This is a genomic window from Streptomyces griseoloalbus (genome assembly GCA_014650015.1).
Lineage (GTDB): Bacteria > Actinomycetota > Actinomycetes > Streptomycetales > Streptomycetaceae > Streptomyces > Streptomyces griseoloalbus.
In genome coordinates this window covers 72,237-95,470 of record BMUD01000028.1, presented here as the reverse complement: position 1 = coordinate 95,470, position 23,234 = coordinate 72,237, and the positions used below count along the sequence as shown (strand labels likewise).

Here is a 23,234-nt window from a genome sequence, read left to right as displayed (position 1 = left end):
GCGCTCCAAGCCTTCGACATCACCTTCGACGGCCGGCTCACCGCCGGACGCCGCTGAACAAAACCGACCGAGTTCCACCGTTCGCTACACAGACCCGGTCGACGGATGGCGGAGAACCTCGACGTGTTCGACTTTCAGCTCACCGACGACGAGATGGCACGCATCGCCACCCTGGACACCGGCCGTAGCCACATCTTCGACCACCACGCCCCCGAAGCCGTCAAGGGGCTCGGCGCAACGCGCTTCGACACGTGATGTGACACCGCGCGCGACGTCGTCAGCCACATGGCCACGTCCCGCTCCCGGCGCACAGATGCGCCGGAAGGGGAGCCTGCGTTCTCATGACGCCGTGCTTGGCGGCGGCGTAGGCCCTCCGGCCCTGGAAGCCCCTGACGCCTCGGCGTTGGAGGTGAGAGGAACCCCGGCCACGGAACGGCTGGGGTTCCTCGCGGCGGTGAGTGTCGGTCAGCAGGTGGAACCGGCCCCGCCGTGAGCCGCTCGCCCACACGCCTGCGGACCGCACCACATCACGGTCACCGTGAAGCGGGAAGGTCAGCGTTGCAGGGTGAGGACGCCCGGCCGCCACGGCAGTCGGTTGTAGTCGCCGCCCGCGGTGGGGGACTTGCCCTGGTAGAGGAACTGCAGGTTGCAGGGGTCGATGGTCATGGTCTGGTCGGGGTTGTTGCGGACCAGGTCACCGTGGCTGATGTCGTTGGTCCAGGTGGCACCGCTGTTGGCCTTGCCCGCGAAGGGGTTGCTCTCACCGGCGGCCTGCGGGGTCCACGAGCCGCTCAGGCTGGAGGCCGTGAAGGAGCGGAAGTAGCGTCCGTTCGCGCCCATCGCCTCGACGATCATGAGGTACTGGTTCCGGCCCTGGACCTTGTAGACCTGTACGCCCTCGAACAGGTTGGCCTTCGTGTCGCTCATGATCGTCGTGTACGACGAGCCGAAGTTGCCCGGGAAGTTGCCGATCGGCATGCTCGCCCGGTAGATCTTGCCGTTGTCACCGGCGAAGAACAGGTACATGTTCTGGCCGTCGGCGATCAGGGTCTGGTCGATCGGGCCGGTGTCGGAGCCGGAGATGCTCCCGGTGAACAGCGGCTGCGGAGAGGACCAGCCGTTGGGGTTGGTGGGGTCGCTCGACGTGCGGTAGATGAAGGGCCACGCACCCCACTGGTACGCCAGCACCCAGATGTTCTTGGGCGCGAAGTAGAACAGCGTGGGCGCCACCGCGGCCTGGCTCATCCCGGTCTGGCCGGCCGACGCCATGTCCGACCAGTTCGTGAAGGGACTGAACATCATCGAGCCGTACGACGATCCCGACACGTTCGACGCGTAGACCAGGTGCCTGCCGTTGTGCGTCACGGTGGTGAAGTCCTTCACCGCGACCCACCCGTTCGCCGGCTGCGCCAGCACACCCGTCGACGTCCACCGGTACGCCGACGGAAGAGAACACGTGCCGTCCGTCGGCGGCGTCCCGGACAGACCGGTCCACTTCTGGTTGCTGCCGCCGTTGCACGTCCAGATCCGCACCGCCGTGCCGTTGGCCGTACCGGCGCCCGTAACCTCCAGACACAGCCCGGACTCCACGCCGACGACCGTGCCGTCGGAGTGCACCCGCCACTGCTGGTTCGCACCGCCGGAACAGGTCCAGATCTGCACCCGGGTACCGGCCGCGGTGGCGTGTCCCGGCACATCCAGGCACTTGTTGCCGTACACGGTCAGCTGGTTGGCGTCCGTCAGCGTCCACTGCTGGTTGGTCCCGCCCCAGCAGTCGTAGATCTGCGGGTACGTGCCGTCGGTCTGGACGGCGCCCGGCACATCGAGACACCGGCCCGAACCTGCACCACGCAAGGCGCCACTGGTTGCCGCCTCAGCCGGAGTGGCGGCGACGAGCAGCGCCGCCAACGCGGCCAGGGCCGCGACCACGGCGGCGAGCACCACGGACGGATGCCTGCGGCTCAAACTTCCTCTGTTCATCAGGACTTCCCCAACCTTTGAGTAGGTGGTTCCGGTTGGCCTCGTCAGAGGCTGTCCAACATTGACGAGTCCATGACACTTACGCACGGCAGGCTTCTTGCGGCTCGGCGTTCGAGGGGAGGGGCCCGAAGATGCCCTGCTGTGCGATGGAGCGACCCCGACGCGTTCGCCATATCGAACAAAGGTCGAAGTGTCGAGCAACCTGAATGATAGGGAGCCGGCGGGCGACGTCAATACCTTTCGCATGTGTCGCTACCGACGGCGAAACGTTTCGTAGGGTCTCTACGCGGAACAGCACACGTCACACCATCAAGCGGCCCGTTCGCACCACCACTTGGCGCCGGAGCGGAGCGATTCGCGGATGGTGTCGGCACCCGGTCGGCCGTGTCTCCGGCATCCGTGACACACCAATTGCCCCGTCGTGCCTCAGGAAACGGGGAACCAGTCCGACAGGCGTTTGGCGATGACCGGTACATCGACGTCGTCCTGCGCGACGTCCTCGACGAACGGGCCGGCAAGGGAGTCGGGCGGCGGGGCGGCACCGGCACTGACGCCGTTGCACCGCAGGAAGACGCGCATGGCGAGCCAGGCGGTGCGCATGTTGCCGTCGATCAGCGCGTGATTGCGGGCAACGGAGTGCAGCAGTGCCGCCGCCTTCTCGTGCGGCGTGGGATACAGCTCGGCTCCGAACATGTGGGTCCGGGGTCGTTCGATCGCTGACACCAGAAGTCCCCTGTCACGCACGCTGCGCTCGGTACCGTTGACCGTGCGGGCGATGGCCAGGATCTCGTCGATCTGGAGGTAGCGCACTTCGGTCACTTCAGGTGGTCCAGGATCTCCGCATCGCTGTCCATGAGCTCGGCCAGGACGTCATCGACCTTGAGCTCGGCCCGATCCTGGGCGTCGCGGATCGCCTCAATGGCGAGTTCCTGCTTGCTGCGGCCCTCCCGACGAGCCCGCTCGGTGAGCTTCGCCGCGCAACCCACCCGTACGGCGTCCGGACGTGCCGTCCAGCGCCCCACGACCGTGCCACGGCCGGTCCACACCGGACCGACGGCCCGTGTCCGTCCTTACTGCCGCTCCGACGGTACGCGTGTACGCGGACATCACCGGTCCATCAGCCCTCGCGCCCTCGCCGGGGCGGCGGGCACCGGCGGTCTCCTGTTGCTCCTGTTACTGCTGGCCCTGGTCGGCGGGCCGGGGACGGGCAGCAAGGCACCGGTCGTCACGACACCGTCATCCCCAACACCCGTTTCGACGACGCGCTGGCTAGATCTCCGGCCGGATCTTACTGCCGATGTGGGCGATGCGGATCATCCGCTCCTCCGGGACCAGGCGGAAGTGGATGCGGCCGGCCCCCGGGGTGAATCGGGCGTGCAGATCGAAAGTGCGTGTTTCCCCGTCCAGATCGGTGAAACGGCATACGCGCTTACGGGTCTCGCCCTCCGGGCTCACCTTGGTCCGCCACTCGGGCTCGGCCACGCTCGCCGGATCCCACGCGGCGACGGCTTCCTCCAGCCGCTCCAGAGCCCGCCGTACGGGTACCACCCAGTGCGGGTTCAGACCGCTGAGCTGGCCCTCGACCCGCGGCAGGAACCTGAGGTGCGGGTAGAGATCGGCGCAGCTGTCCCAGATCCGCGAGCCGGTGGTGACGCCCTCCCGGCGTGCCGCCCGGATCCAGTCCAGGTGCACGTTGAGATGCGGCTCGGCGGACAGATGCCGGACGTCGACGGTGTCGTGCCGCATCTCCAGCGTGCCGTCGTCGTCTTCGGTGAGTTCGCTGCGCTCCAGGGTGACGCTGTCGACCTGCCACTGCCGAGCCACCGGAAGACTGACGGCGATGCCGTCCATGAAGTGCGCGGCGCCCAGGCCGAGGACGAGCTCGCCGTCGTGGCGGTATTCCAGGTGGTCGGCGGCATCCTCCGCGGGGAAGACGCTCCGCACGGGCGACCGGCCCTGTAAGGCCCGGAGGCGCTGCCAGAGGGCGCGGTTGCGCGGATTGGCGCCGATCCACTTGTTGACGGGATAGCCCTCGGCGATCTCCAGTGCCTTGACGTCCACCTCGCTCACGAGGGCCGTGCCTCCCGTGGCTGCGGCGGCACGGACGACGGCCACGAAGTCGGCCATGGCCCGCTCGGCCCGCGCCGGGTCGGAGGCCGTCCCCCAGGACTTCTCGTTCAGAAACAGCAGCGGCACCCTTTTCTATCCCCCTATGTCGTCCCATGCCGTCAGTCCAGCAGCTGGTCGAGCGAGTTCTCCCATTCGTCGAAGAAGCCCTCGGGCCACTGTTCGAGCATGCCGTCCTTGTCGATGCGGGGGGTGACGACCTCGGTGCCCGCCCCATCGCCGCGGAAGTAGTGCACGACCGCGTCCTGCGGCTGGAGAACGCCGTGCTTTACGGCGATGCGGACGCCGTTCAGCACATGGTCGCTGTGTGTTTCGACGATCAGCTGGGCACCAGTGGCGGCGGCCGCGGAGAGCAATGCGGCCATCCTGCTCTGCCCCTTCGGGTGCAGGTGGGCCTCGGGGTTCTCCAGCAGGATCAGGCTCTCGGGTGTCGCGGTGAGACAGGCGACAACGATGGGCAGTGCATAGGTGAGACCGAAGCCCACGTGGGTGGGCCGGCGACGACGGGTGGCGTTGATGCCGGCGGTGCCGCCGAAGCCGTAGGAGAGACGGACCGAGTCGGTGCCTTCGACGGGGTCCGTCTCGATGTTGACGCCCGGACACAGCTCCTGCATCCAGGCAATCGTCTGGTCAAGGAGCTGGGAAGACGTGGCGCCGCGATGCCGGAGCGGACCGTCCGGCACTTCCATGGGCACGTCCTGCTCCGTGTGGTGGCGCAGGTAGTTGACGGTGTGCTCGCCTCGCACGCCGAGGAACCCGCGCGCGATGGCGATCTGGTGGGAGCGCGGGTAGGTGACTGCCGGGGTGATGCGGTCGGCGTGCAGGTACTGAAACGGCTGCTCGGCCAGATGCGAGCGGACCGACCCCTCCGCCAGGGGCATGACGTCCCGATCCGGATGACGAATGTCGTATGCGGCGACCCACGTACGTTGCTCGCCGTCCTCCTCGATGACTAAGCCGACGAGCGGCTCGTTGACGGCGGGGAGTTCTTCCACTGGTCCGAAATCTTCGTGCAGAACGTCTTGCGCGGTGCCCAGGGCCACGAGATCGCCGTTGAGCAGCAACCCACCTCCGGCGCGTTTGGTCCGGATGAGCATCTGGGTCTCGTACGACTGCCGCAGCAACCCCAGTGCCTGCAGAACGCTGCTCTTGCCCGAGGAGTTGAGACCGGTGAGGAGCGTCAGCGGGCCGAGGGGGAGTTCCAGGCGCCGGAACGCCTTGAAGTTGATCAACTTGATGTGGTGGATCACTGCTCGGTGTCTCTCCGTGCCTCGCTGAGCGCGTTGTCGAACATTTCCCTGACGGCGTCGAACCGCTTGCGCACCTTCCTGGCGTCGCCGGTGCCCACAGAGATGGCACGCTCGAACTCCACGTCCTCCATGAGCTCCGCGAAGGCGTCGAGGACGTCGATCCGCCGCAGCGCCTCGCGATCACGGTCGCCGAGGCTCGCGAGATTGACGGCGACCGCCTCGAAGAGCGCCTTGTTGATGGGTGACTTGCGCTGCTGGTTCCGGCGGTACTTCCGGAAGGCGTGAGGACCGAAGATCTCCTTGGCCGCGAGCATCGCCGTGATGAACTCGGCCCGCAGGCGGTCCTCATCCGCGCTGTCGAGACGGTTCACCTGGTGCATCGCCTCGGCGAGGAACGCGTCGAAATCGCCGGGCTTGTACGCGTGGGGGGAGATCATCCGGAAAGCCAGGAAGCGGAGGGCCATCTCCCGGTCGGCCATCCGGTCGCCGACGACGCTGTAGCCGGTCGCTTGCCGGAACTCCTTGGTCTCCGCGAGCTCCGCGAGGAGCGTGCGGGCCTGTCCCGGGATGAGCGCGTGCCGGATCTCCTGCCGGGTGAGGGGCTCGCCACCAGTGTTGATGCGCGCGAAGACGTTGAACATCACCGGCTCGGGTGTGTCACGCCGGATGACGTGGACGACGACCTCCGTCTCACGCAGCCGGATCTGGAGCTTTCCTGAGAGGTCTACGAAGCCCGCACCCTCCATGCGCAAATACTCCAGCCCCGTCAGCTTCAGCGGGTCGGCACCGACGGTCTGCGGCTCGACGAAGCGTGCGATGGACGTGAGGCGTTGGATGCCGTCGACGATGGCCCAGCTGCCGTCCTTCTTTTCGGCTGCGTAGAAGGACGGGATGGGGATGCGCAAGAGCAGTGACTCGATGAGACGGCTCTGCTTGCCGTCGGTCCAGATGCCCGCCTTGCGCTGGAAATCCGGGGCGAGGTCGATCATCTCGTTGCGCAGCCGGGACAACAGCAGATCGACGGTCGTCGTCCGGGTGTCGATGTCGATGTGCTCGGGGTCGAAGGGAGAGGTGATCTGCTCGATCACCACATCCTCGGCCTCCTCGCGCTCGATGTCGGTCGGCCGGCCATCGGCGCTGACCTCCACGGAGAACAGAGGGGAATCAAGCTCCCCGGCATCGGCCGCCGCGTCCTGATACCGCCCGAAGACCGACCGTTGGTCCCGTGTGCGCCCCTGACTCTCCTCCAGCGCCGCCATGTCGTCTCGCCGCCCTCCCCCTCGTGCCCGTGTCATGCGGGATCACCATGTCCGCTGTGATCGCCTCACCCTACCGTCCGTGATATCGCGGTGACGGCCGATCGGTCAGAGCAGTGGGGGCGGTGGGGGACGGCGCCGGACGGCTCGGCTCATCGTCCGTGGCCTCGGGCTTCCCGACGGGTCCTTAGCGGCTCGGCAACCGCGCCCTCCTCGTCGCTCCGGCTCCTCCGCGGGAAGCCGGGCGCCGACGATCGACAGGCTGTCCCGCTCGGTGCGCGGAGGCAACTCCGCCGCAGGACTCCGGCGACAAGCCGAGCGAGGTCGCGCAGGGCGGCCTCGCGGCCCACCCCCGCCGTCAGCCGGCATCTTCGGCTTGGGCTCGATGGCGTCAAACGGGCGTCACGCCCAAGGGCAACGTGCTGGTCGGTCATTGCTGGGGAATTCATGACCCCTGCCAGTACAGCCAGCCGCTTGGCCTCCACGGCCCAGTGGCCGGACCGCCCGATGAGCGAAGTGGTCAGTTGTCGGGTTTCTTCTTCGAGCGCCGAGGGGCGGCGGCCCGGGTGGGGCGAGCGCCGGCCTCGGTCTGCTGGGCGTACACGGCGTTCGTCACGAGCTCGCGCGCGTATGCGGCGTCCAGTCGGCCAGGGCGGAAGAGGATGCGGTACATGATCGGCGCCACGACACGGTCGATCAGCAGTTCCGTCTCGGGCACCGGCTCCCCCCGCTGCACCGCACGGGCCAACACGACGTCGATCTGCTCTGCGGCATACGCCGAACACTGACCGGCATTGGTTCCGTCGGGGTCGCCGAGCAGGGCGTCCCGGATGTAGGCGCGCCCGGGCGGCGAGGCCATCTCGTCGACGAACTGTTCCGCCCACGCGTCGAGATCGGCCCGCAGGCTTCCGAGATCGGCCGGATCCGTTTCCGGGCGCAGTCGTTCGACGGCCACGTCTGACAGGAGTTCCTGCAGGTCGCCCCAACGACGGTAGATCGTGGAGGGGGTCACGCCCGCCCGAGTGGCCACCATCGGGACCGTGAGCGCGTCGCGGCCCACCTCCCCTACGAGTTCACGTACCGCCGCATGGACGGACTCCTGTACGCGTGCGCTGCGCCCGCCGGGGCGGACCATGGGCTTGGGACTCATACGGCCACCTTAATGCGATTTTGTTGCTTCTAGGCGGTGGCCGGCGTCGGCGACCCGCAGGGCTACGTATCCGGGCGGCCGAGCACGGCGGATGCCCCTGCAGCGACGCGACCGCATGCCGGCTGGAACGTCCGCCTTCCCTCAGGCAGCGAGGGGAGCAAGCCGCCCCGCGCCGGCCACCGACTCCTCGTAGACCCGGCCCACACGGAGCACCGTCGCGTCATGGAAGGGGCGCGCCATCAGCTGCATACCGATCGGCAGTCCGGCGCGGTCGTGACCGACCGGCAGGGTGAGGGCCGGGACGCCGGTGATGTTGGCTGGGGCACAGAGGCGGACGTAGCTGTCCGACACGGCCTCGGTCGTGCCATCGGCCCACTCGACGGCTTCCTGCCCCGCCTCGGCGGCGGTCATCGGCACCGTCGGCGCGGCGAGGACGTCGATTCCGTCGAACATGCGAGCCCAGGCGTCTCGCATCATGGTGCGGGCCCTCTGGGCGCGGAGGTAGTCGCCCGCAGAGGTGAGTTCGCCGGCCTCCAGCAGGATGCGAACGTCCGCCGCGTACAGGTCGGGGGTGGCCCGCAGCGACCGCTCGTGGTAGGCGGTGGCCTCGGGAACCATCAGCCCCCACTGAACGGCCTGGACGTAACGCGCCATCGGGATCTCGACGTCGACGAGCTCCGCCCCCAGCTCCGCCAGCCGCTCGATCGCGCCGCGTACGGACTCCTCGACCTCGGGCGCGACCCGGTCGAAGTAGTGGTTCCGCGGTACGCCGACCTTCAGTCCTCGCAGGTCGCCTCCCGGGAAGCGGTCCAGCATCGGGCCGGAGACGCTCGCCGGGTCGCGCGGGTCGTGGCCGGCGGTCGCCGACAGCACCAGCGCGACGTCCTGGACGGTGCGGGTGAGAGGGCCCACGTGGTCCAGGGACCAGGACAGCGAGGTCACGCCTGTGCGTGGGACCAGGCCGTAGGTCGGCTTGAGGCCCACCACGCCGTTCAGGGCAGCGGGGACCCGGATGGAACCGCCCGTGTCCGTGCCCATGGCGAACGTCGCCCCGCCTGCGGCGACAGCTACCGCCGAGCCGCCGCTTGATCCGCCCGCGACCCGGCTGTGGTCCCAGACGTTGTTCGTCTGCGGAGTGGTCAGTCCGTAGGCGAACTCGTGCGTGTGCGTCTTGCCCAGGAGGACGGCCCCGGCGGCGCCGAGCCGTTCGGCCACCCGGCTGTCGCGTTCCGCCACGTGCCCTGCCCGGACGCGCGAGCTCGCCGTGGTGGGCATCCCCTCCACGTCGATCAGATCCTTGAGCGCCATGGGGATCCCGTGCAGCGGCCCGCGCGGTCCGCTTCCGGAGATCTCCCGTTCGGCACGGTGCGCTGCGGCCAGGGCCGCGTCGGCGGCGACGGTGACGTAGGCGCCCAGCCGTCCTTCGACGGCGGCGATACGGGCGAGCACCGATTCGGTGAGTTCGACGGGGGACAGCTCCCGTGCGCGCACCGCACGGGAGGCTTCGGTCAGCGACAGCTCAAACGGTTGCATCGGCGTTCCCCTGTCCGGCTCGGTAGGAGGACGCGGGAGGGGTCTCGCCGAAATCGAGCTCGCGCAACGTGCTGATCACGGAGTGGATGTGGTTGGCCGTCATGGCCACTCCTTCGTGTCGGCCGTCCCCGAGGGGGAGCCCCGCCCGCAGCGCCCCTCGGGCTGCCTCTTGGGGGGTGAGTTCGCTGGTCATGGCTTCCTTCCGGATCTGTGCGGCGCGACGGGCCGGGGCTGGTACAGGACCTCCGACCACCACAAAAGCGAATCGTTTGCTTTAGTCGATCGTAGGACCTACGGTGACTTAAAGCAAACCAATCGCTTTTAGTACTGGAAGGACCCTCATGCAGAGCGTCCCTGCGGGCCTCGCGCCTCCCCGCACCTCCCCATCCGGACGCCTGCCGTTCGCATTGCACGCCTCGATCCTGATCGCGCTGCTCGCCGCATCCAGCGCGCCGACCCCGCTGTACCCCCACTACCAGGCTCAGTGGCAGTTGTCGTCCCTCGACATCACCGTGGTCTTCAGCGCCTACGCCCTGGCGCTCCTGATCGCACTGCTGACGACCGGAACCCTTTCCGACCATGTCGGACGCCGCCCCGTGCTCCTGGGCGCGCTCGCGGTCCAGGTCGCCTCCATGGCACTGTTCGCGACGGCCGGCGGCCTGACCACCCTGGTCGGCGCCCGCGTGCTACAGGGCATCGCGACCGGCGCGGCGACCAGCGCGGCAGGTGCGGCTCTCCTCGACCTGGAAGACCCCGCCCGGCCGGGTCGCCCCGCTCTGGCCAACAGCATCGCGCCGATGACGGGCATGGCGGCCGGCGTCCTGGCAGCCACCCTCATGGTGCGCTTCGCCCCCGTTCCGACGATCACGGTGTACGCGGCCCTGATCGCCGTGTTCGCCGCGCAGGCCATCGCCCTTGTCTCGACGCCCGAGACCGTCCGCCGCCGTCCCGGAGCACTGCGCTCGACGCGGCCCCACCTGGCGCTGCCGTCGGCTGCCGCCCACGCTCTCCTGCTCAACGGCGCCGGCGTCGTCGCCGTCTGGGCACTCGGCGGCTTCTACTCGTCCCTGGGACCGGGCTTCACACGGCTCATCTCCCCCGGCGGACCCGAATACGCCGGCGGCATGGTCTTCTTCACGCTGACGGCCGTCGCCGCCCCGACGGTGTACTTCACGCGCAGGATGCGTGCCGACGTCTCCGCTCTTCTCGGGAGCTGCGCGGTGATTCCGGCGGCCGTCTTGACTCTGGGTGCCCTCCATCTCGCCGGCCCCGTACTTCTCTTCGCCGGGGCGGCGCTGGCCGGGTTCGGCTTCGGAGCCGTCTCCCAGGGTGCGCTGCGCGCGGTCGTCGACTCGGTCCCGGCCCGGGAGAAGGGCGGCACGCTCGCCTCCTACTACGTACTCAGCTACCTGGCGATGAGTCTGCCCGCCATCGGCGCCGGCGCCCTCACCGCCGGTTTCGGGCTGCGTGCGGCAGCACTGGCCTATGCCGGCTGCGTGGCCGTACTGGCGACCGTCGCAGTCGCGACACTGACCGCGTCGCTGCGCAGCCGACGCCGGGCACCGTCCCCGGACACCCACTCCCGCCCGGCAACGAGCAACTACACATCCGCCTCACCCGACACACCCGACACACCCGCTCCAGACATCTCCGTCCTCGCGACCCATAACAGGTAAGGAAAGTCGCCGTGTTCACCTCATCGCAAACGACCACGTCCATCACTCCCCCCGCCTCTTCCTGGACGGTGGGCAACCACACCGTACGACGCATCGACGAAGTGGTCCTGCCCGCCCGGACCGGCCCGTGGCTGCTGCCCGGGGCAACCACCGACCTCGTGAGCCGGACTCCCTGGCTGAGCCCCGAATTCGCCGACGAACAAGGCGTCCTGCGCCTGGCGAGTCACAGCTTCGCCGTCGAGGTGGACGGCATGCGGGTGCTGGTGGACACCGGCATCGGAAACGGGAAGCGGCGCGCCAACCCCGCCTGGCACAACCTGAACAGCGACTACGAAGCACGGCTAAGGGCGGCGGGCTTCGCGCCGGAGAGCGTTGACCTCGTGGTCCTGACCCACCTCCACGCCGACCACGTGGGGTGGAACACGCGTGCCGAGGGCGACGCCTGGGTGCCCACCTTCCCGAACGCGCGCTATCTCACCTCACGCACCGAGTGGGACTACTGGGCGGGTGTCGACATGGAGGAGGCGCGTCGGCAGATGTTCCGGGACTCGGTCCATCCCGTCCGGGAAGCAGGTCTGTTCGACCTCATCGATGTCGCGGACGAGGGCACGGACGTCGCGCCGGGCATCCGTCTGCTGCCCACCCCCGGCCACACACCGGGGCAGGTAGCGGTGGAACTGAGCAGCCGTGGCGAGACCGCATTGGTCACCGGTGACAGCATCCATCACCCGGTCCAGATGGCGCATCCGGAGCTCTGCAGCTGTGTGGACGTCGCTCCCGAACTCGCGGCCAGGACCCGGAACCAGGTGCTCGGCTCACTGGCCGGTACGTCAACTCTCCTGCTTGGGAGCCACTTCCCGCCACCGACCGCCGGACACGTGCTACGCGAGGACGGCGGGTACCGACTGGTCCCGGCTCCCTCAGGGGTAACGCCCATCGGCGGCTGAAGCGGATCGGAGCACCCGGGACGTGCCGCGCACCGAGTCGCACCGAGTCCGTGCGGGTGACGTCCCGGGCCGTCCGCGACCGGACGGCCCGGGAGCGGCTATGAGACTCCTCCGGCATGCGCTCCGTCGTCACCGGGGCGTCAGGTGAACGCCAACGCCCAATGTGCAATGCTTCGTCGCCTTTACCACATGTGACCAGCGGAAGTCATCTCTCCGTTTCTCCGGTGTGGCTGGTTATGATCGGTACATCACGTCGCGTCAAGCCGAACCGGACTTCCCCCAGTCCTGAACCCAGGACTGCGTCTGGTCTCGGCGGTCGGGCCGTCCCCCCTGGTTCCCCGCTCTCCGAGGACTGATGTCTCCCATAGAACCCGAAGGCACACGAGGGCAGCTGACGACTCGTCGGCGGCGTGCTCTGCGCCTGCGTACACTGCTCATTTGGCTGGCCATCGTCCCTATCCTGGCGATGAGCGCCCAAGTGGCCATGACCGCACAGCCGCTGGTACACCAGTCAAAGCAACTACGCGCTGATGTGGCAGTCGCTGAGCGGATCGATGTGCCCCTGACCAGGCTGATGGTCGAACTCCAGGCTGAGCGGACGATGACCGCCACACGGTGGGCGAGCGGCTCCGTGTCCGAGAAGGAGCTGCGCGAGCAGCGCGCGGCCACGGACCGGGCCGCGGACGAGTTCCGCCGGGCGGCGGGCGGAGCTCTGGCGGCGACCGGGCGCGAGGACGACCATTACGTCGCGGAGCTGAAGCACAGCCTCGCGGATCTGGCCGCGTTCCGCGAGCGCGCGGACGCCCGCAGCGGGGACGCGGATCGGACGATCGGCTACTACTCCGACCTCGTCGACCACATCATCCGGGTGTACCAGAACGAGTTCAGCCATGCGGAAGACGCCGAGCTCATCCAGGAGAGCGGCCTGGTCGTCACGGTGTTCACGGTGTCCGAGATGGTGGCCCGCGAGACCACCATCCTCGCCATGGCCGGGCCGTCCAGGCGTCTGAGCCCTTCCGGGTTCGCCGAATTCGTCAACTCCGTCGGATCCCAGCGGTACCAGTACGACGAGTGGGTCGCGCCGTATCTGACGGCCGAGGACAAAGCGGCCTACGACCAGGCCTTCGCCTCGGACGGCTGGAAGACGAAGGTCCGTCTCGAGGACGTGGTCATCTCCGACCACCAGAGCACCGCGTCCGGCATCGAGCTGCCCGAGGAAGCGGACGCCTGGCAGGCCGCGTATGACGAGTTCGCGCCGCGCCTTGCCGCGCTCAACGCGGAACAGGGGCGAGCACTGCTCGTGCACGCCGACGCCAAGGCCACGCAGTTGGAGAACGAGGTCATCTGGCTGATCGTCGGAAACGGCGCAGCCGTCATCGCCGTCGCGGCCGTCATCGTGCTCACCACGCGCTCCGTGCTCCGCCGCCTGCGCGGTCTGCACGAACGTACGGTGGCCATTGCCGAGGACACGCTGCCGGATGTCGTTGCCCGGCTCCAGCGCGGGCAGCCCGTCGACGACGACGCGCTGCCCGCGGTGAGCGGAGACCGGGACGAGGTCGGACGTATCAGCGACGCGTTCGCCCGGGTCGTCTCCGTATCCGTCGACGGGCATGCGCGGCTCGCGGCCGAGCGTCAGGGTTTCGGTATGTTCGCCGCGGGCATCGCCTCGCGCACCGGAAACCTGGTCAGCCGCCAGTTGGCCCTCACCGACGAACTGCAGGACGCCTTCGGGCACGACGAGGAACTTCTCGCCCGGTTGATGCGATCCGACCAGTTGACGGTGGGTATGCGGCGGCAGATCGAGAACCTGCTCATCCTGGCAGGTGGGGAGATCCCCGATCCGCACACCGAGCCCATGCGCGTCGCCGACCTGCTGCGCGAAGCCGCGGCGGAAGTCGAGGACTTCCGGCGGATCGAGCGCCAGGCCCTGGACGAGATCAGCGTGGCACCGCGGGTGATCAGCGAGATCAGCCACCTCCTGGCAGAACTCCTGGACAACGCCACCCGGTTCTCCCCGCCGCAGTCGAAGGTGGTCATCCGTGCCGAACTGGTGACGGACGGGCTGTTGGTCGACATCGAGGACCGCGGGCCTCGGGTGACCGCCGCCACCTACGAGGAGATGAACGGGCGTCTGCACTCGGCCCCGCCGTATGCCGTCCTGGCGGAGAACGCGCACCGGCTCGGACTCTTCGTGGTCGGCCACATCGCCGAACAGCTCGGGGCCACAGTGACGCTGCGCCGCTCGGTGTACGGGGGGACGTCGGCCGTGGTGATCCTCCCCAAGGAACTCCTTGTGCCGACCGAACCGGTCCGGGCGGGAAAGGAAGCGCCGCGCGCGGCGGCGACGCCCGCCCCGGCACCGGGCCCGTTCGACGAACGCAAGCCCGAGCTGGTCCTGCACGCGAAGACCGGGTCGGCCGGCCGTAGGACGCCGGAGCGCTTGCCCGAGCGGCCGGTGGAGAGTAAACCGTCGGTTCCTTCCCTGACACGGAACGGTGACGCGAAGCCGGCCCTCCCCGAGCGGATCCCACAGGCTCACATCGCCGAGCAGCTCCGCGCGCCGCACGCACCGGAGACCGGCGTCCATCAGGATGCGGCGACACCCGAAGAAGTGGCCGACGCCTGGGCGGACTACGAACACGGGACTCGGACAGTGGAAGAAGAACTCCGACAGGATCAGCCATGACGACAACGAACGACATGATCTACAGCGTCCTGGACAACAACCTGAGCAGAATCGCCGGCATCCAGGGAGCCGTGCTCCTGTCCAACGACGGGATCAAGCTCAGCTCGTACGAGCTGGAACGGGACCAGGCGGAGCGCATAGCCGCCGCGTCCTCCGGCATCGCTTCCACGATGAAGGCGATATCCAGGGAGGTCGACGGCGGCCGGGTGATCCGCCAGCTGGTCGAGATGGACGACTGCTATCTCTGCATCGTCGGGTGCGGGGAGGGCAGCACGCTCATCGTGGTGACCTCCCGCAAGGCGCGGCTGGGGGAGCTGGGCGGTGAAGCCGTGCGCACCGCCCAGGCGCTCGGTGAGTGGCTGAGCACGCCTGATCGCGGCCAGGCGCAGCAGTCGTAATGGCGGACGAGCCCAGGCCGGGAGAGGGAGGCCACCGCCGGACGCGGCTGTACGCGCTGACCGATGGACGTACGGCGGCTGCACACACCGCCCTCACCATGGACACCACGATCACGGCCGTGGCCGTCGCGGACGGCCACGGCGGCCTGCCCAGCGAGTGGCAGGCCATCCTCGCGATGTGCTCGCGTCCGGGCGGCCTGGCGGTCGCCGAGATCGCGGCGCGCATGCACATCCGCCTCACTCCCATGACGCTTCTTCTCGGCGAACTCGCGGATCGGGGGCTGATCGAGCACCGGCCACCCCTGGAAGGGGCCGAGACCACCAATGTCCACCTGCTCATGAGAATTAGGGACAACCTTGCCTGGATATGACGCCCCTGCCCGTGAAGCGGCCCCCGTCAAAATCCTCATCGCTGGGGGATTCGGCGTCGGCAAGACGACCCTGATCGAGACGGTCTCCGAGATCGAGCCGTTGCGCACCGAGGAGCGGCTGACGAGCGCGGGCGTCGGCGTCGACGACCTCGACGGCATCGAGTCCAAGGCGGTTACCACCGTCGCGATGGACTTCGGCCGCATCACCCTCACCGACGCACAGGTCGTGCTCTACCTGTTCGGCACACCTGGCCAGGAGCGCTTCTGGTTCATGTGGGACGACCTGCTGAACGGGGCACTCGGGGCGATTGTCCTTGTCGACACACGACGCCTCGACCGCAGTTTCCCGGCCGTCGACTTCTTCGAGAACCGAGGGGTTCCGTTCCTGGTCGCCGCGAACTGTTTCCACGGCGAACAGCCCTACACCGTCGAGGAGATCAGGGCGGCGCTGCATCTGCGTGACCCGAACACACCCATCCACTTGCTCGATGCCCGCCTCCGTGACGACGCGCGCGGTGCGCTGCTCTCGCTTCTGGACATGCTCATCGCCAAAGCCGGGGTCGCGGCGACCGGCTGACTTCGGCCTGCCACGTGATGGCGTGGAGGTTCACGACCGCGACCGTGGACCCGGTCCAGGCCGCCGCCGCGTCGGCCGTCGAGGAGAACGTGCCGTCGTCCGGTGGGTCGGCTGGTACAGCACCGATGCGCACGCCCGTGGCGCCGAGGTCCTCGGCGCCGGAAAGCCGCAGCTCAGAGCCCCTTTGCAGTAGGCTCCAGAATCGCCACGCACTCCACGTGATGCGTCATCGGAAACAGATCGAACACCCGCAGCGTCCGCACCCGGTACCCCCCGTCCCGGAAGTACGCCAGGTCCCGGGCCAGCGCGGCCGGGTCGCAGGCCACGTACGCTATTTTGCGGGCGCCCAGGGACGACAGGTGTTCCACCGTCTTCCGCCCGGCGCCCGCCCGCGGCGGGTCGAGGACGATGAGGTCGACCTCGTCGATGCCCGTGCGCGGCAGGACCGACTCGACCTTGCCCTGTTCGATGCGGACGCGCGGGAAGTCGGCCAGGTTGTGGCGGGCGTCCTCGACCGCCCGCTTGCCGGACTCGATGCCGAGCACCGCGCCCGCCTCGCCGACCCGGTCGGCCAGGGCGCCCGCGAACAGGCCGACGCCGCAGTACAGGTCGAGGGCCATGTCGCCCTTGCGCGGCAGCAGGCCCTGCATGACCGCGGTGACCAGGGTGTCCGCCGCCTTCGGGTGGACCTGCCAGAAGCCGCCGCTGCCGACGCGGTGGGTGCGGCCGTCCGCGCGTTCGCGGACGAAGGGGCGGCCGTGGACGCGGTGGACCTGGCCGGAGCGCTCGTCGATGCGCATGACCGACACCGGGCGGTCGAGTTCGACCAGGGGCAGGCGTGCGCCCGGCTTGGGGGTCAGGATGACCTGACGGTCCTGGGAGCCCGTCGCGGCGATCGCCTCGACGGAGTCCATGCCCGTCCAGTCCCGCTTCTCGATGCCCAGCTCGCTGACGCCCTCGGCGGCGATCATGCAGTGGTCGATCGGCTCGACCTCGTGCGAACGGTGCCGGCGCAGTCCCGCGCGGCCGTCGGCGGTCACGGCGTACTGCACGCGCGTGCGCCAGGCCGGGACCTGGCCCGCGGGAACCTTGTCGCCCTCGGCCGGCATCACCGTGCCGTCCCAGCCGGCCTCCTCGGGCGTGAGCCCGGCGAGATGCCGCAACTGCTCGGCCACGACCTCGCCCTTCAGGCGCCGCTGGGCGCCCGGCTTGGCGTGCTGCCAGTCGCAGCCGCCGCAGCGGCCGGGCCCGGCGAAGGGGCAGGGGGCGTCGATCCGGTCCTTGGAGGCGTCCAGCACCGTCACGGCGTCCGCGCGCAGGAAGCGTGCGCCCTCCTCGCCCTCGGTCACCCGGGCGACGACCCGTTCACCGGGCAGGGCGTGCCGTACGAAGAGGACCTGGCCCTCGGACGTACGGGCGATGCAGTGACCGCCGTGGGCGACGGGGCCGACCTCGACCTCGTACTCCTCCCCCACCAGCGATTTCCTCGGTTCTGCCTGCATGGCGGGGTGACTCCACAACATCGAGAGCGGGCGGGCGGCGCAGTGGCCCATGACAACAGCCCACCAGTCTACGTGTGTGTGGAGGACTCCTTCGTCCGCTCCGCCGGACCGCGACGCACCGAACCGGGTGCGGCCCAGTCCTGCCGCCTGCGGGCCCGCTTCTTGGCCACCTCGGACGACTGGAGCTGGTAGGGCACCGAGGTCACCATCACGCCCGGGGTGAACAGCAGCCGGCCCTTGAGGCGCAGGGCGCTCTGGTTGTGCAGCAGGTGCTCGTACCAGTGGCCGACCACGTACTCGGGGATGATCACGGACACCACGTCGCGCGGCGACTCGTTGCGCAGGCTCTTGATGTACTCGATGACCGGCCGCGTGACCTCCCGGTACGGCGAGTCGAGCACCTTCAGGGGTACGTCGATGCCGCGCCGTTCCCACTCCGCGCGCAGCGCCTTGGTCTCGGCCGGGTCCACGTTGACGCTGAGCGCCTCCAGGGTGTCGGAGCGCATGAGCTTGGCGTAGCCGAGCGCGCGCAGCGCGGGACGGTGGATCTTGGAGATCAGGACGACGGAGTGGACCCGGGACGGCCGCATGCTGTCGTCGCCGGGGGTCTCCGGTGCCGCGATCTCCTCGGCGACGCGGTCGTAGTGCTTACGGATGGCCGTCATCGTCGCGTAGAAGATGCACATGCCGAGCAGCGCGACCCAGGCACCGTGGGTGAACTTGGTGACGAGCACGACGACCAGCACCAGGCCGGTGAAGAAGGCACCGAAGGTGTTGATGGCCCGCGAGCGGATCATGTGGCGGCGCTTGGCCTGGTCCTTCTCGGTGGCCAGCAGCCGGTTCCAGTGCCGCACCATGCCGGTCTGGCTGAGCGTGAAGGACACGAACACGCCGACGATGTAGAGCTGGATCAGCCGCGTGGAGTCGGCGCCGTAGACCCACACCAGCAGTCCGGCGGCGCCCGCGAGCAGCACGATGCCGTTGGAGAAGGCGAGGCGGTCGCCGCGGGTGTGCAGTTGGCGGGGGAGGTAGCGGTCCTGGGCGAGGATCGAACCGAGCAGCGGGAAGCCGTTGTAGGCGGTGTTGGCGGCGAGGAACAGCACCAGTGCGGTGGCGGCGGCGAGGATCATGAACAGGAAGCTGCCGTGACCGAAAACGGCTTCGGCGACTTGGGAGATCACCGGGTCCTGGACGTAGTCCGCGCCGAGCGGCACGCCGTCGTGGACCAGGTCCTTGGCCGGGTTCTCGGCCATGCGGACGTCGGTGGCGGCGGCCAGGGCGATGATGCCGCAGAACATGGTGACGGCGAGCAGGCCCATCAGGGCGAGCGTGGTCGCCGCGTTCTTCGACTTGGGCTTGCGGAAGGCCGGTACGCCGTTGGAGATCGCCTCGACGCCGGTGAGCGCGGCGCAGCCGGACGAGAAGGCCCGCAGGAGCAGGAAGACCAGGGCGAAGCCGGCCAGCCCCGGGTGCTCGGGCTTGATCTCGAAGTCCGCGGTGGGCGCCCGCATCTCCTCGCCGAGCACGGCCCCGCGGAACGCCCCCCAGGCGATCATGGTGAAGACGCCCGCGACGAAGACGTACGTGGGGATCGCGAAGAGCGTGCCCGACTCCCTGACCCCGCGCAGGTTCATCAGCGTCAGCAGCACGATCACGCCGATCGCGCAGGCCACCTTGTTCTCGACGACGAACGGGACCGCCGAGCCCAGGTTCTCGATGCCGGAGGAGATCGACACGGCGACGGTGAGGACGTAGTCGACGAGCAGGGCGCTCGCGACGGTCAGACCGGCGCGGGGGCCGAGGTTGGTGTTGGCCACCTCGTAGTCGCCGCCGCCGCTGGGGTAGGCCCGCACGTTCTGCCGGTAGGAGGCGACCACGGTGAACATCAGCACGACGACCGCGACGGCGATCCAGGGGCTGAAGTGGTACGCCGACAGGCCCGCGATGGACAGGACCAGCAGCACCTCGCCGGGGGCGTACGCCACGGAGGACAGCGGGTCGGAGGCGAACACGGGCAGCGCGATGCGCTTCGGCAGGAGCGTTTCACCCAGCCGGTCACTGCGCAGTGCGCGCCCGATCAGAATCCGTTTGGGCACGTCGGTCATTTTGGACACAGCAGAGGATCGTAAGCCTTCGGACGAGGGGCGACCCAACCACCACCCCACTTCCATACGGCATTCATACGGCCTCTGCTCTCCGGGTGAATTCACCGGATGGCCGGATCGCGGATTCGGCAGGTCGGGGCACTTCCATGCCTATATGACTGAGCGTCGTCCGCTGCCCCGGCCGCTTCCTCGTCCGTTGCCGTTCCCTGGAGGTTTCGTGTACCCGACCGCAGAACTGATCGGCGCCGCGGCCGCCCTGGTCGGCCTCTCCCTCCTCACTCTGGCGAGTGTGCGCAGCATCACACGCCGCTGACCGTCCCGGGTACGCGCCCGGTGACCCCGGCGAGCAGGGCCTCCCGTTGGATGGCGGCGACCCGCGTCGACGGCACCGTGCAGGCGTACGCGCCCGCGAGGGCCCCGAGCCGGGCGCAGTGACCAGGCGTCTCGCCCCCGAGCCAGCCCCAGAGGAACGCGGCCGCGAAGGCGTCGCCGGCCCCGTTGGAGTCCACGACCGGGGCCGGGGGATCGGCCGGGGGGATGTGGGTCAGCTCGTCGTCGGCCAGCAGGTACGCGCCCTCGGCGCCCGCGGTGGCGACGACGACCGCGGCCCGGCCCCGCCCGGCGATCCGGCGCATGGTGGTCTCCGGGTCGGTCAGGGCGGCGGCGGAGAGGAAGACGAGGTCCGCGGCGAGGGCGAAGGGCTCGTGGTAGGGGTTGGCGCCGTCCCAGTCGTGCAGGTCGGTCGAGAGGGTGGGGCCCGCCTCCCGCAGCACGGGCAGGGCCTCGGCGCAAGGCTGGGTGATGACGACGTGGGCGTGGCGGCTGACGGCGGCGAGGTCCCGCACCGTCTCCTCGGGCAGCCGGTCCGTCTCGGCCCAGCGGGTCGCGTCGTAGAGGGACAGCCGCCGGCCGTCGGGGCCGACCAGGTTGACCGCGCGCTTGGTGCCGCACGGTTGGGGTACGGCGGTGAGGGCGATGCCGTGGTCCCGGTGCAGGGCGCGGACGAGGTCGCCCTCGTGGTCGTCGCCGATCAGGTCGAGGTGGTGGGTGCGCAGGCCGAGGGCGCTGGTGCCCAGGGCGACGAAGTCGCCGCTCTGCCCCGCGCGGGTGACGATGCCCGGCTGGATCATGTGGCTGTCGGCGAGCGGCACGGGCAGCTCGGGCACGTGCACGATCGTGTCCACGCCCGCGCCGCCCAGGACGAGGACGTCGATCTCGGCAGTCATGGCTGTTCCTCTCCCCCACCCGGGCCTCGGACGTGCCCCGGTGATGCGGATACGTTGGAGTCCGGCACGCCCATGGCGCGGCCGGGCCCCGGAGGGCGTCAGTACCACGATCCCCCGGCATGATGTTGCCCTGCGGCCCGCACTCGGGCCGCGACGTGTTGCCTGGCGAGCCGAAAGAGAGACATGAGCACGGAAGTCATGAAGGTCGAAAGGCCTGCAGGAAGCGCGGTGTGACGCGATGCATATTGTCATCATGGGCTGCGGAAGGGTGGGTTCCGCCCTGGCCCAGACGCTGGAGGAGCAGGGGCACACGGTCGCCGTGATCGACCAGGACCCCACCGCCTTCCGCCGACTGGGCTCCTCGTTCGGCGGCCGCCGGGTCACCGGGGTGGGCTTCGACCAGGACACCCTGCGCGAGGCGGGCATCGAGGAGGCGGGCGCCTTCGCGGCCGTCTCCAGCGGCGACAACTCCAACATCATCGCCGCGCGGGTGGCCCGGGAGATGTTCGGCATCGAGAACGTCGCCGCCCGTATCTACGACCCCCGCCGCGCGGAGGTCTACCAGCGCCTCGGCATCCCCACGGTGGCGACCGTCCGCTGGACGGCCGACCAGATGCTGCGCCGGCTGCTCCCCTCGGGCGCCGAGCCGCTGTGGCGCGACCCCACCGGCGGGGTCCAGCTCGCCGAGGTGCACGCCTCCACGGCCTGGGTGGGGCACAGGATCAGCAGGCTGCAGGACGAGACAGGCGTGCGCGTGGCCTTCCTGACCCGGCTCGGTGAGGCGATGCTGCCCAGCTCGCAGACCGTGCTGCAGGAGGGGGACCTGGTGCATGTGATGATGCGCACCGACGAGATCAACCGGGTCGAGGCGGCGTTCGCCAAGGGCCCGGAAGAGGAGGGCGGTCACTGATGAGGGTCGCCATTGCCGGAGCCGGAGCCGTCGGCCGCTCGATCGCGGGCGAGCTGCTGGAGAACGGCCACGAGGTCCTGCTCATCGACAAGGCGCCGACCGCGATCTCGGTCGAGCGCGTACCGCAGGCCGAGTGGCTGCTCGCCGACGCCTGCGAGATCACGTCCCTGGACGAGGCGGCGCTCCAGCGCTGCAACGTCGTCATCGCCGCGACCGGAGACGACAAGGTCAACCTCGTCGTCTCGCTGCTCGCCAAGACCGAGTACGGCGTTCCGCGTGTCGTCGCCCGGGTGAACAACCCCAAGAACGAGTGGCTGTTCAACGAGGCCTGGGGCGTGGACGTCGCCGTCTCCACACCGCGGTTGATGTCGGCCCTCGTGGAGGAGGCGGTCAGCGTCGGCGACCTGGTCCGGCTGCTGCGCTTCAGCCACGGCGACGCCAACCTCGTCGAGCTGACCCTGCCGGAGGAGTCGGCGCTGGCCGGCACCCAGGTCGGGGACGTCGAATGGCCGCAGGACACCTCGCTGGTGACCATCATCCGCGGCACGCGCGTACTGGCGCCGACGCGGGAGGACTCCCTGGAGGCCGGTGACGAGCTGCTCTTCGTGGCCGCCCAGGCCCGCGAGGAACAACTGGAGGACCTGCTCTCGGTACGCAAGGACGACGCGGCCCGTTAGTCATGGCACGTGGGGGCGCCCGAAAACTGCGGGCGCCCCCATTCCAGCCCGTCCGGCGTTCGGGGACGAGGCCCGTTCAGGGCCGAAGCGGGGGTCTGGGGGCGCGGCGCCCGGAAGGGACGGGAGCGACAGCGCCTACTCGCCCGCCGAAGCGGCGGCCTTGCGCTCCTCCTCGGCGCGCTCCTGCGCCTCCATTTCGGCGAACACGTCGATCGGCGGGGGCGCCTTCGCCAGGAACACCCACGTCAGATACACGGCGAGCAGGAACGGCGGGATCTTCAGCGCCACCAGGACCCAGCCCAGCTGCGTCGTGTCCGCCCACCAGTACAGCGGGAAGAGGATCGCGCTCTTGCCGAGCAGGATCAGCCCCCAGGCCCAACTGGCCTTGGTGTAGGCCTTCTTGCGGCCGGGGTTGCGGGTGCGCCAGGAGAGGTTCTCCTTGAAGACGGGGCCGAGCATCAGCCCGATCAGCGGGACCCCCGCCATCGCCGTGACGATGTACGCCAGCGCCAGGCCCAGGGTGTAGAGCATGCCCGGCAGGTAGAAGTCCTTGGCGTTGCCGGTCATCATCGCGAAGACCACACCGAAGGCGACACCGAAGACGCCGCTGAAGGCGTGCTTGACGGTGTCCTTCATCACCAGGCGGACCACGACCATCACCAGCGCCACGGCGAGCGCCGCGATCGCCGACATGTGCAGGTCCTTGTTGACCGTGTAGATGCTGACGAACAGGAGCCCGGGCAGCACCGTCTCGACCATGCCCCGCACCCCGCCGAACGCTTCGAACAGGGCGGCCTCCGTCACCGCCCGGGCGTCGTCCGCCGATGTGTCTTCGGTTGTCGGCTTGTCGAGCGACGTCACCG

22 protein-coding genes are annotated in these 23,234 nt (G+C 69.3%); 9 read left to right on the top strand and 13 right to left on the bottom strand.

Annotated elements, in window-relative coordinates; translation table 11 throughout:
• The first annotated feature begins 105 nt into the window (after positions 1 to 105).
• Positions 106 to 255 carry a hypothetical protein gene (locus IE178_RS31005; RefSeq protein ID WP_438874425.1) on the top strand — a complete coding sequence of 50 codons (150 nt, stop codon included), beginning with the start codon at positions 106 to 108 and terminating at the stop codon, positions 253 to 255.
• A gap of 297 nt (positions 256 to 552) precedes the next feature.
• On the opposite strand, the gene IE178_RS31000 is transcribed toward IE178_RS31005, so the two are convergent.
• The 9 genes from IE178_RS31000 to IE178_RS30960 all read right to left on the bottom strand — a co-directional run bounded on the left by IE178_RS31000 (position 553) and on the right by IE178_RS30960 (position 9,489).
• The gene (locus tag IE178_RS31000; protein WP_193514546.1) at positions 553 to 1,980 is read right to left on the bottom strand and encodes a non-reducing end alpha-L-arabinofuranosidase family hydrolase; all 1,428 of its coding nucleotides are present in this window, start codon (positions 1,978 to 1,980) and stop codon (positions 553 to 555) included.
• 426 nt (positions 1,981 to 2,406) lie between these two features.
• Complete coding sequence (locus IE178_RS30995) at positions 2,407 to 2,799, bottom strand: type II toxin-antitoxin system death-on-curing family toxin (protein ID WP_193514545.1); 393 nt, start codon at positions 2,797 to 2,799, stop codon at positions 2,407 to 2,409.
• Entirely contained in the window at positions 2,796 to 2,966 is a 171-nt protein-coding gene (locus IE178_RS30990; RefSeq protein WP_438874426.1) for a ribbon-helix-helix protein, CopG family, read from the bottom strand. Before IE178_RS30990 ends, IE178_RS30995 begins: the two co-directional genes overlap by 4 nt.
• A gap of 283 nt (positions 2,967 to 3,249) precedes the next feature.
• Positions 3,250 to 4,176 carry a hypothetical protein gene (locus IE178_RS30985; RefSeq protein ID WP_193514544.1) on the bottom strand — a complete coding sequence of 309 codons (927 nt, stop codon included), beginning with the start codon at positions 4,174 to 4,176 and terminating at the stop codon, positions 3,250 to 3,252.
• A 32-nt stretch (positions 4,177 to 4,208) separates the two neighbouring features.
• Entirely contained in the window at positions 4,209 to 5,357 is a 1,149-nt protein-coding gene (locus IE178_RS30980) for an AAA family ATPase (RefSeq protein ID WP_193514543.1), read from the bottom strand.
• A complete protein-coding gene (locus IE178_RS30975) occupies positions 5,354 to 6,652 on the bottom strand; it encodes a GmrSD restriction endonuclease domain-containing protein (protein WP_318280332.1) in 1,299 nt (432 codons plus the stop codon). Before IE178_RS30975 ends, IE178_RS30980 begins: the two co-directional genes overlap by 4 nt.
• 481 nt (positions 6,653 to 7,133) lie before the next feature.
• Positions 7,134 to 7,763, bottom strand: a complete 630-nt coding sequence (locus IE178_RS30970) for a TetR/AcrR family transcriptional regulator (protein WP_184761726.1) — start codon at positions 7,761 to 7,763, stop codon at positions 7,134 to 7,136.
• Positions 7,764 to 7,904: 141 nt separating this feature from the next.
• A complete protein-coding gene (locus IE178_RS30965) occupies positions 7,905 to 9,296 on the bottom strand; it encodes an amidase (RefSeq protein ID WP_184761727.1) in 1,392 nt (463 codons plus the stop codon).
• Positions 9,283 to 9,489, bottom strand: coding sequence for a hypothetical protein (locus IE178_RS30960; protein WP_149546842.1), 207 nt, complete (start codon positions 9,487 to 9,489; stop codon positions 9,283 to 9,285). The genes IE178_RS30965 and IE178_RS30960 overlap by 14 nt, the downstream gene beginning before the upstream one ends.
• A 148-nt stretch (positions 9,490 to 9,637) precedes the next feature.
• On the opposite strand from IE178_RS30960, the gene IE178_RS30955 reads away from it, so the two are divergent.
• From IE178_RS30955 to IE178_RS30930, 6 genes are all read left to right on the top strand, one after another.
• On the top strand, positions 9,638 to 10,972 hold the full coding sequence (locus IE178_RS30955) for an MFS transporter (RefSeq protein ID WP_193514542.1): 1,335 nt from the start codon (positions 9,638 to 9,640) through the stop codon (positions 10,970 to 10,972).
• Between the two features lie 11 nt (positions 10,973 to 10,983).
• A complete protein-coding gene (locus tag IE178_RS30950; RefSeq protein ID WP_318280331.1) occupies positions 10,984 to 11,919 on the top strand; it encodes an MBL fold metallo-hydrolase in 936 nt (311 codons plus the stop codon).
• 355 nt (positions 11,920 to 12,274) lie between these two features.
• Complete coding sequence (locus tag IE178_RS30945) at positions 12,275 to 14,605, top strand: sensor histidine kinase (RefSeq protein ID WP_193514541.1); 2,331 nt, start codon at positions 12,275 to 12,277, stop codon at positions 14,603 to 14,605.
• Positions 14,602 to 15,003, top strand: coding sequence for a roadblock/LC7 domain-containing protein (locus IE178_RS30940; protein ID WP_184761731.1), 402 nt, complete (start codon positions 14,602 to 14,604; stop codon positions 15,001 to 15,003). The genes IE178_RS30945 and IE178_RS30940 overlap by 4 nt, the downstream gene beginning before the upstream one ends.
• Positions 15,003 to 15,374: a DUF742 domain-containing protein gene (locus tag IE178_RS30935; RefSeq protein ID WP_184761732.1), complete on the top strand. Its 372-nt coding sequence runs from the start codon at positions 15,003 to 15,005 to the stop codon at positions 15,372 to 15,374. Before IE178_RS30940 ends, IE178_RS30935 begins: the two co-directional genes overlap by 1 nt.
• Entirely contained in the window at positions 15,361 to 15,951 is a 591-nt protein-coding gene (locus IE178_RS30930) for a GTP-binding protein (RefSeq protein WP_184761733.1), read from the top strand. The genes IE178_RS30935 and IE178_RS30930 overlap by 14 nt, the downstream gene beginning before the upstream one ends.
• Positions 15,952 to 16,124: 173 nt before the next feature.
• On the opposite strand, the gene IE178_RS30925 is transcribed toward IE178_RS30930, so the two are convergent.
• The 3 genes from IE178_RS30925 to IE178_RS30915 all read right to left on the bottom strand — a co-directional run bounded on the left by IE178_RS30925 (position 16,125) and on the right by IE178_RS30915 (position 20,784).
• A complete protein-coding gene (locus IE178_RS30925; protein ID WP_193514540.1) occupies positions 16,125 to 17,453 on the bottom strand; it encodes a class I SAM-dependent RNA methyltransferase in 1,329 nt (442 codons plus the stop codon).
• 68 nt (positions 17,454 to 17,521) lie between these two features.
• Positions 17,522 to 19,567 (bottom strand): APC family permease, encoded by a 2,046-nt coding sequence (locus IE178_RS30920; RefSeq protein WP_184761735.1) that lies wholly within the window; start codon positions 19,565 to 19,567, stop codon positions 17,522 to 17,524.
• A gap of 290 nt (positions 19,568 to 19,857) precedes the next feature.
• Positions 19,858 to 20,784: a PfkB family carbohydrate kinase gene (locus IE178_RS30915; RefSeq protein ID WP_184761736.1), complete on the bottom strand. Its 927-nt coding sequence runs from the start codon at positions 20,782 to 20,784 to the stop codon at positions 19,858 to 19,860.
• Between the two features lie 238 nt (positions 20,785 to 21,022).
• Between IE178_RS30915 and IE178_RS30910 the strand changes: the two genes are divergently transcribed.
• Positions 21,023 to 21,694 carry a potassium channel family protein gene (locus tag IE178_RS30910; RefSeq protein WP_184761737.1) on the top strand — a complete coding sequence of 224 codons (672 nt, stop codon included), beginning with the start codon at positions 21,023 to 21,025 and terminating at the stop codon, positions 21,692 to 21,694.
• Entirely contained in the window at positions 21,694 to 22,371 is a 678-nt protein-coding gene (locus IE178_RS30905) for a potassium channel family protein (protein WP_184761738.1), read from the top strand. Before IE178_RS30910 ends, IE178_RS30905 begins: the two co-directional genes overlap by 1 nt.
• Positions 22,372 to 22,506: 135 nt before the next feature.
• Here the strand turns inward: IE178_RS30905 and IE178_RS30900 are convergent, their stop codons facing one another.
• A complete protein-coding gene (locus tag IE178_RS30900) occupies positions 22,507 to 23,232 on the bottom strand; it encodes a DUF3159 domain-containing protein (protein WP_184761739.1) in 726 nt (241 codons plus the stop codon).
• Between the last annotated feature and the right edge of the window lie 2 nt (positions 23,233 to 23,234).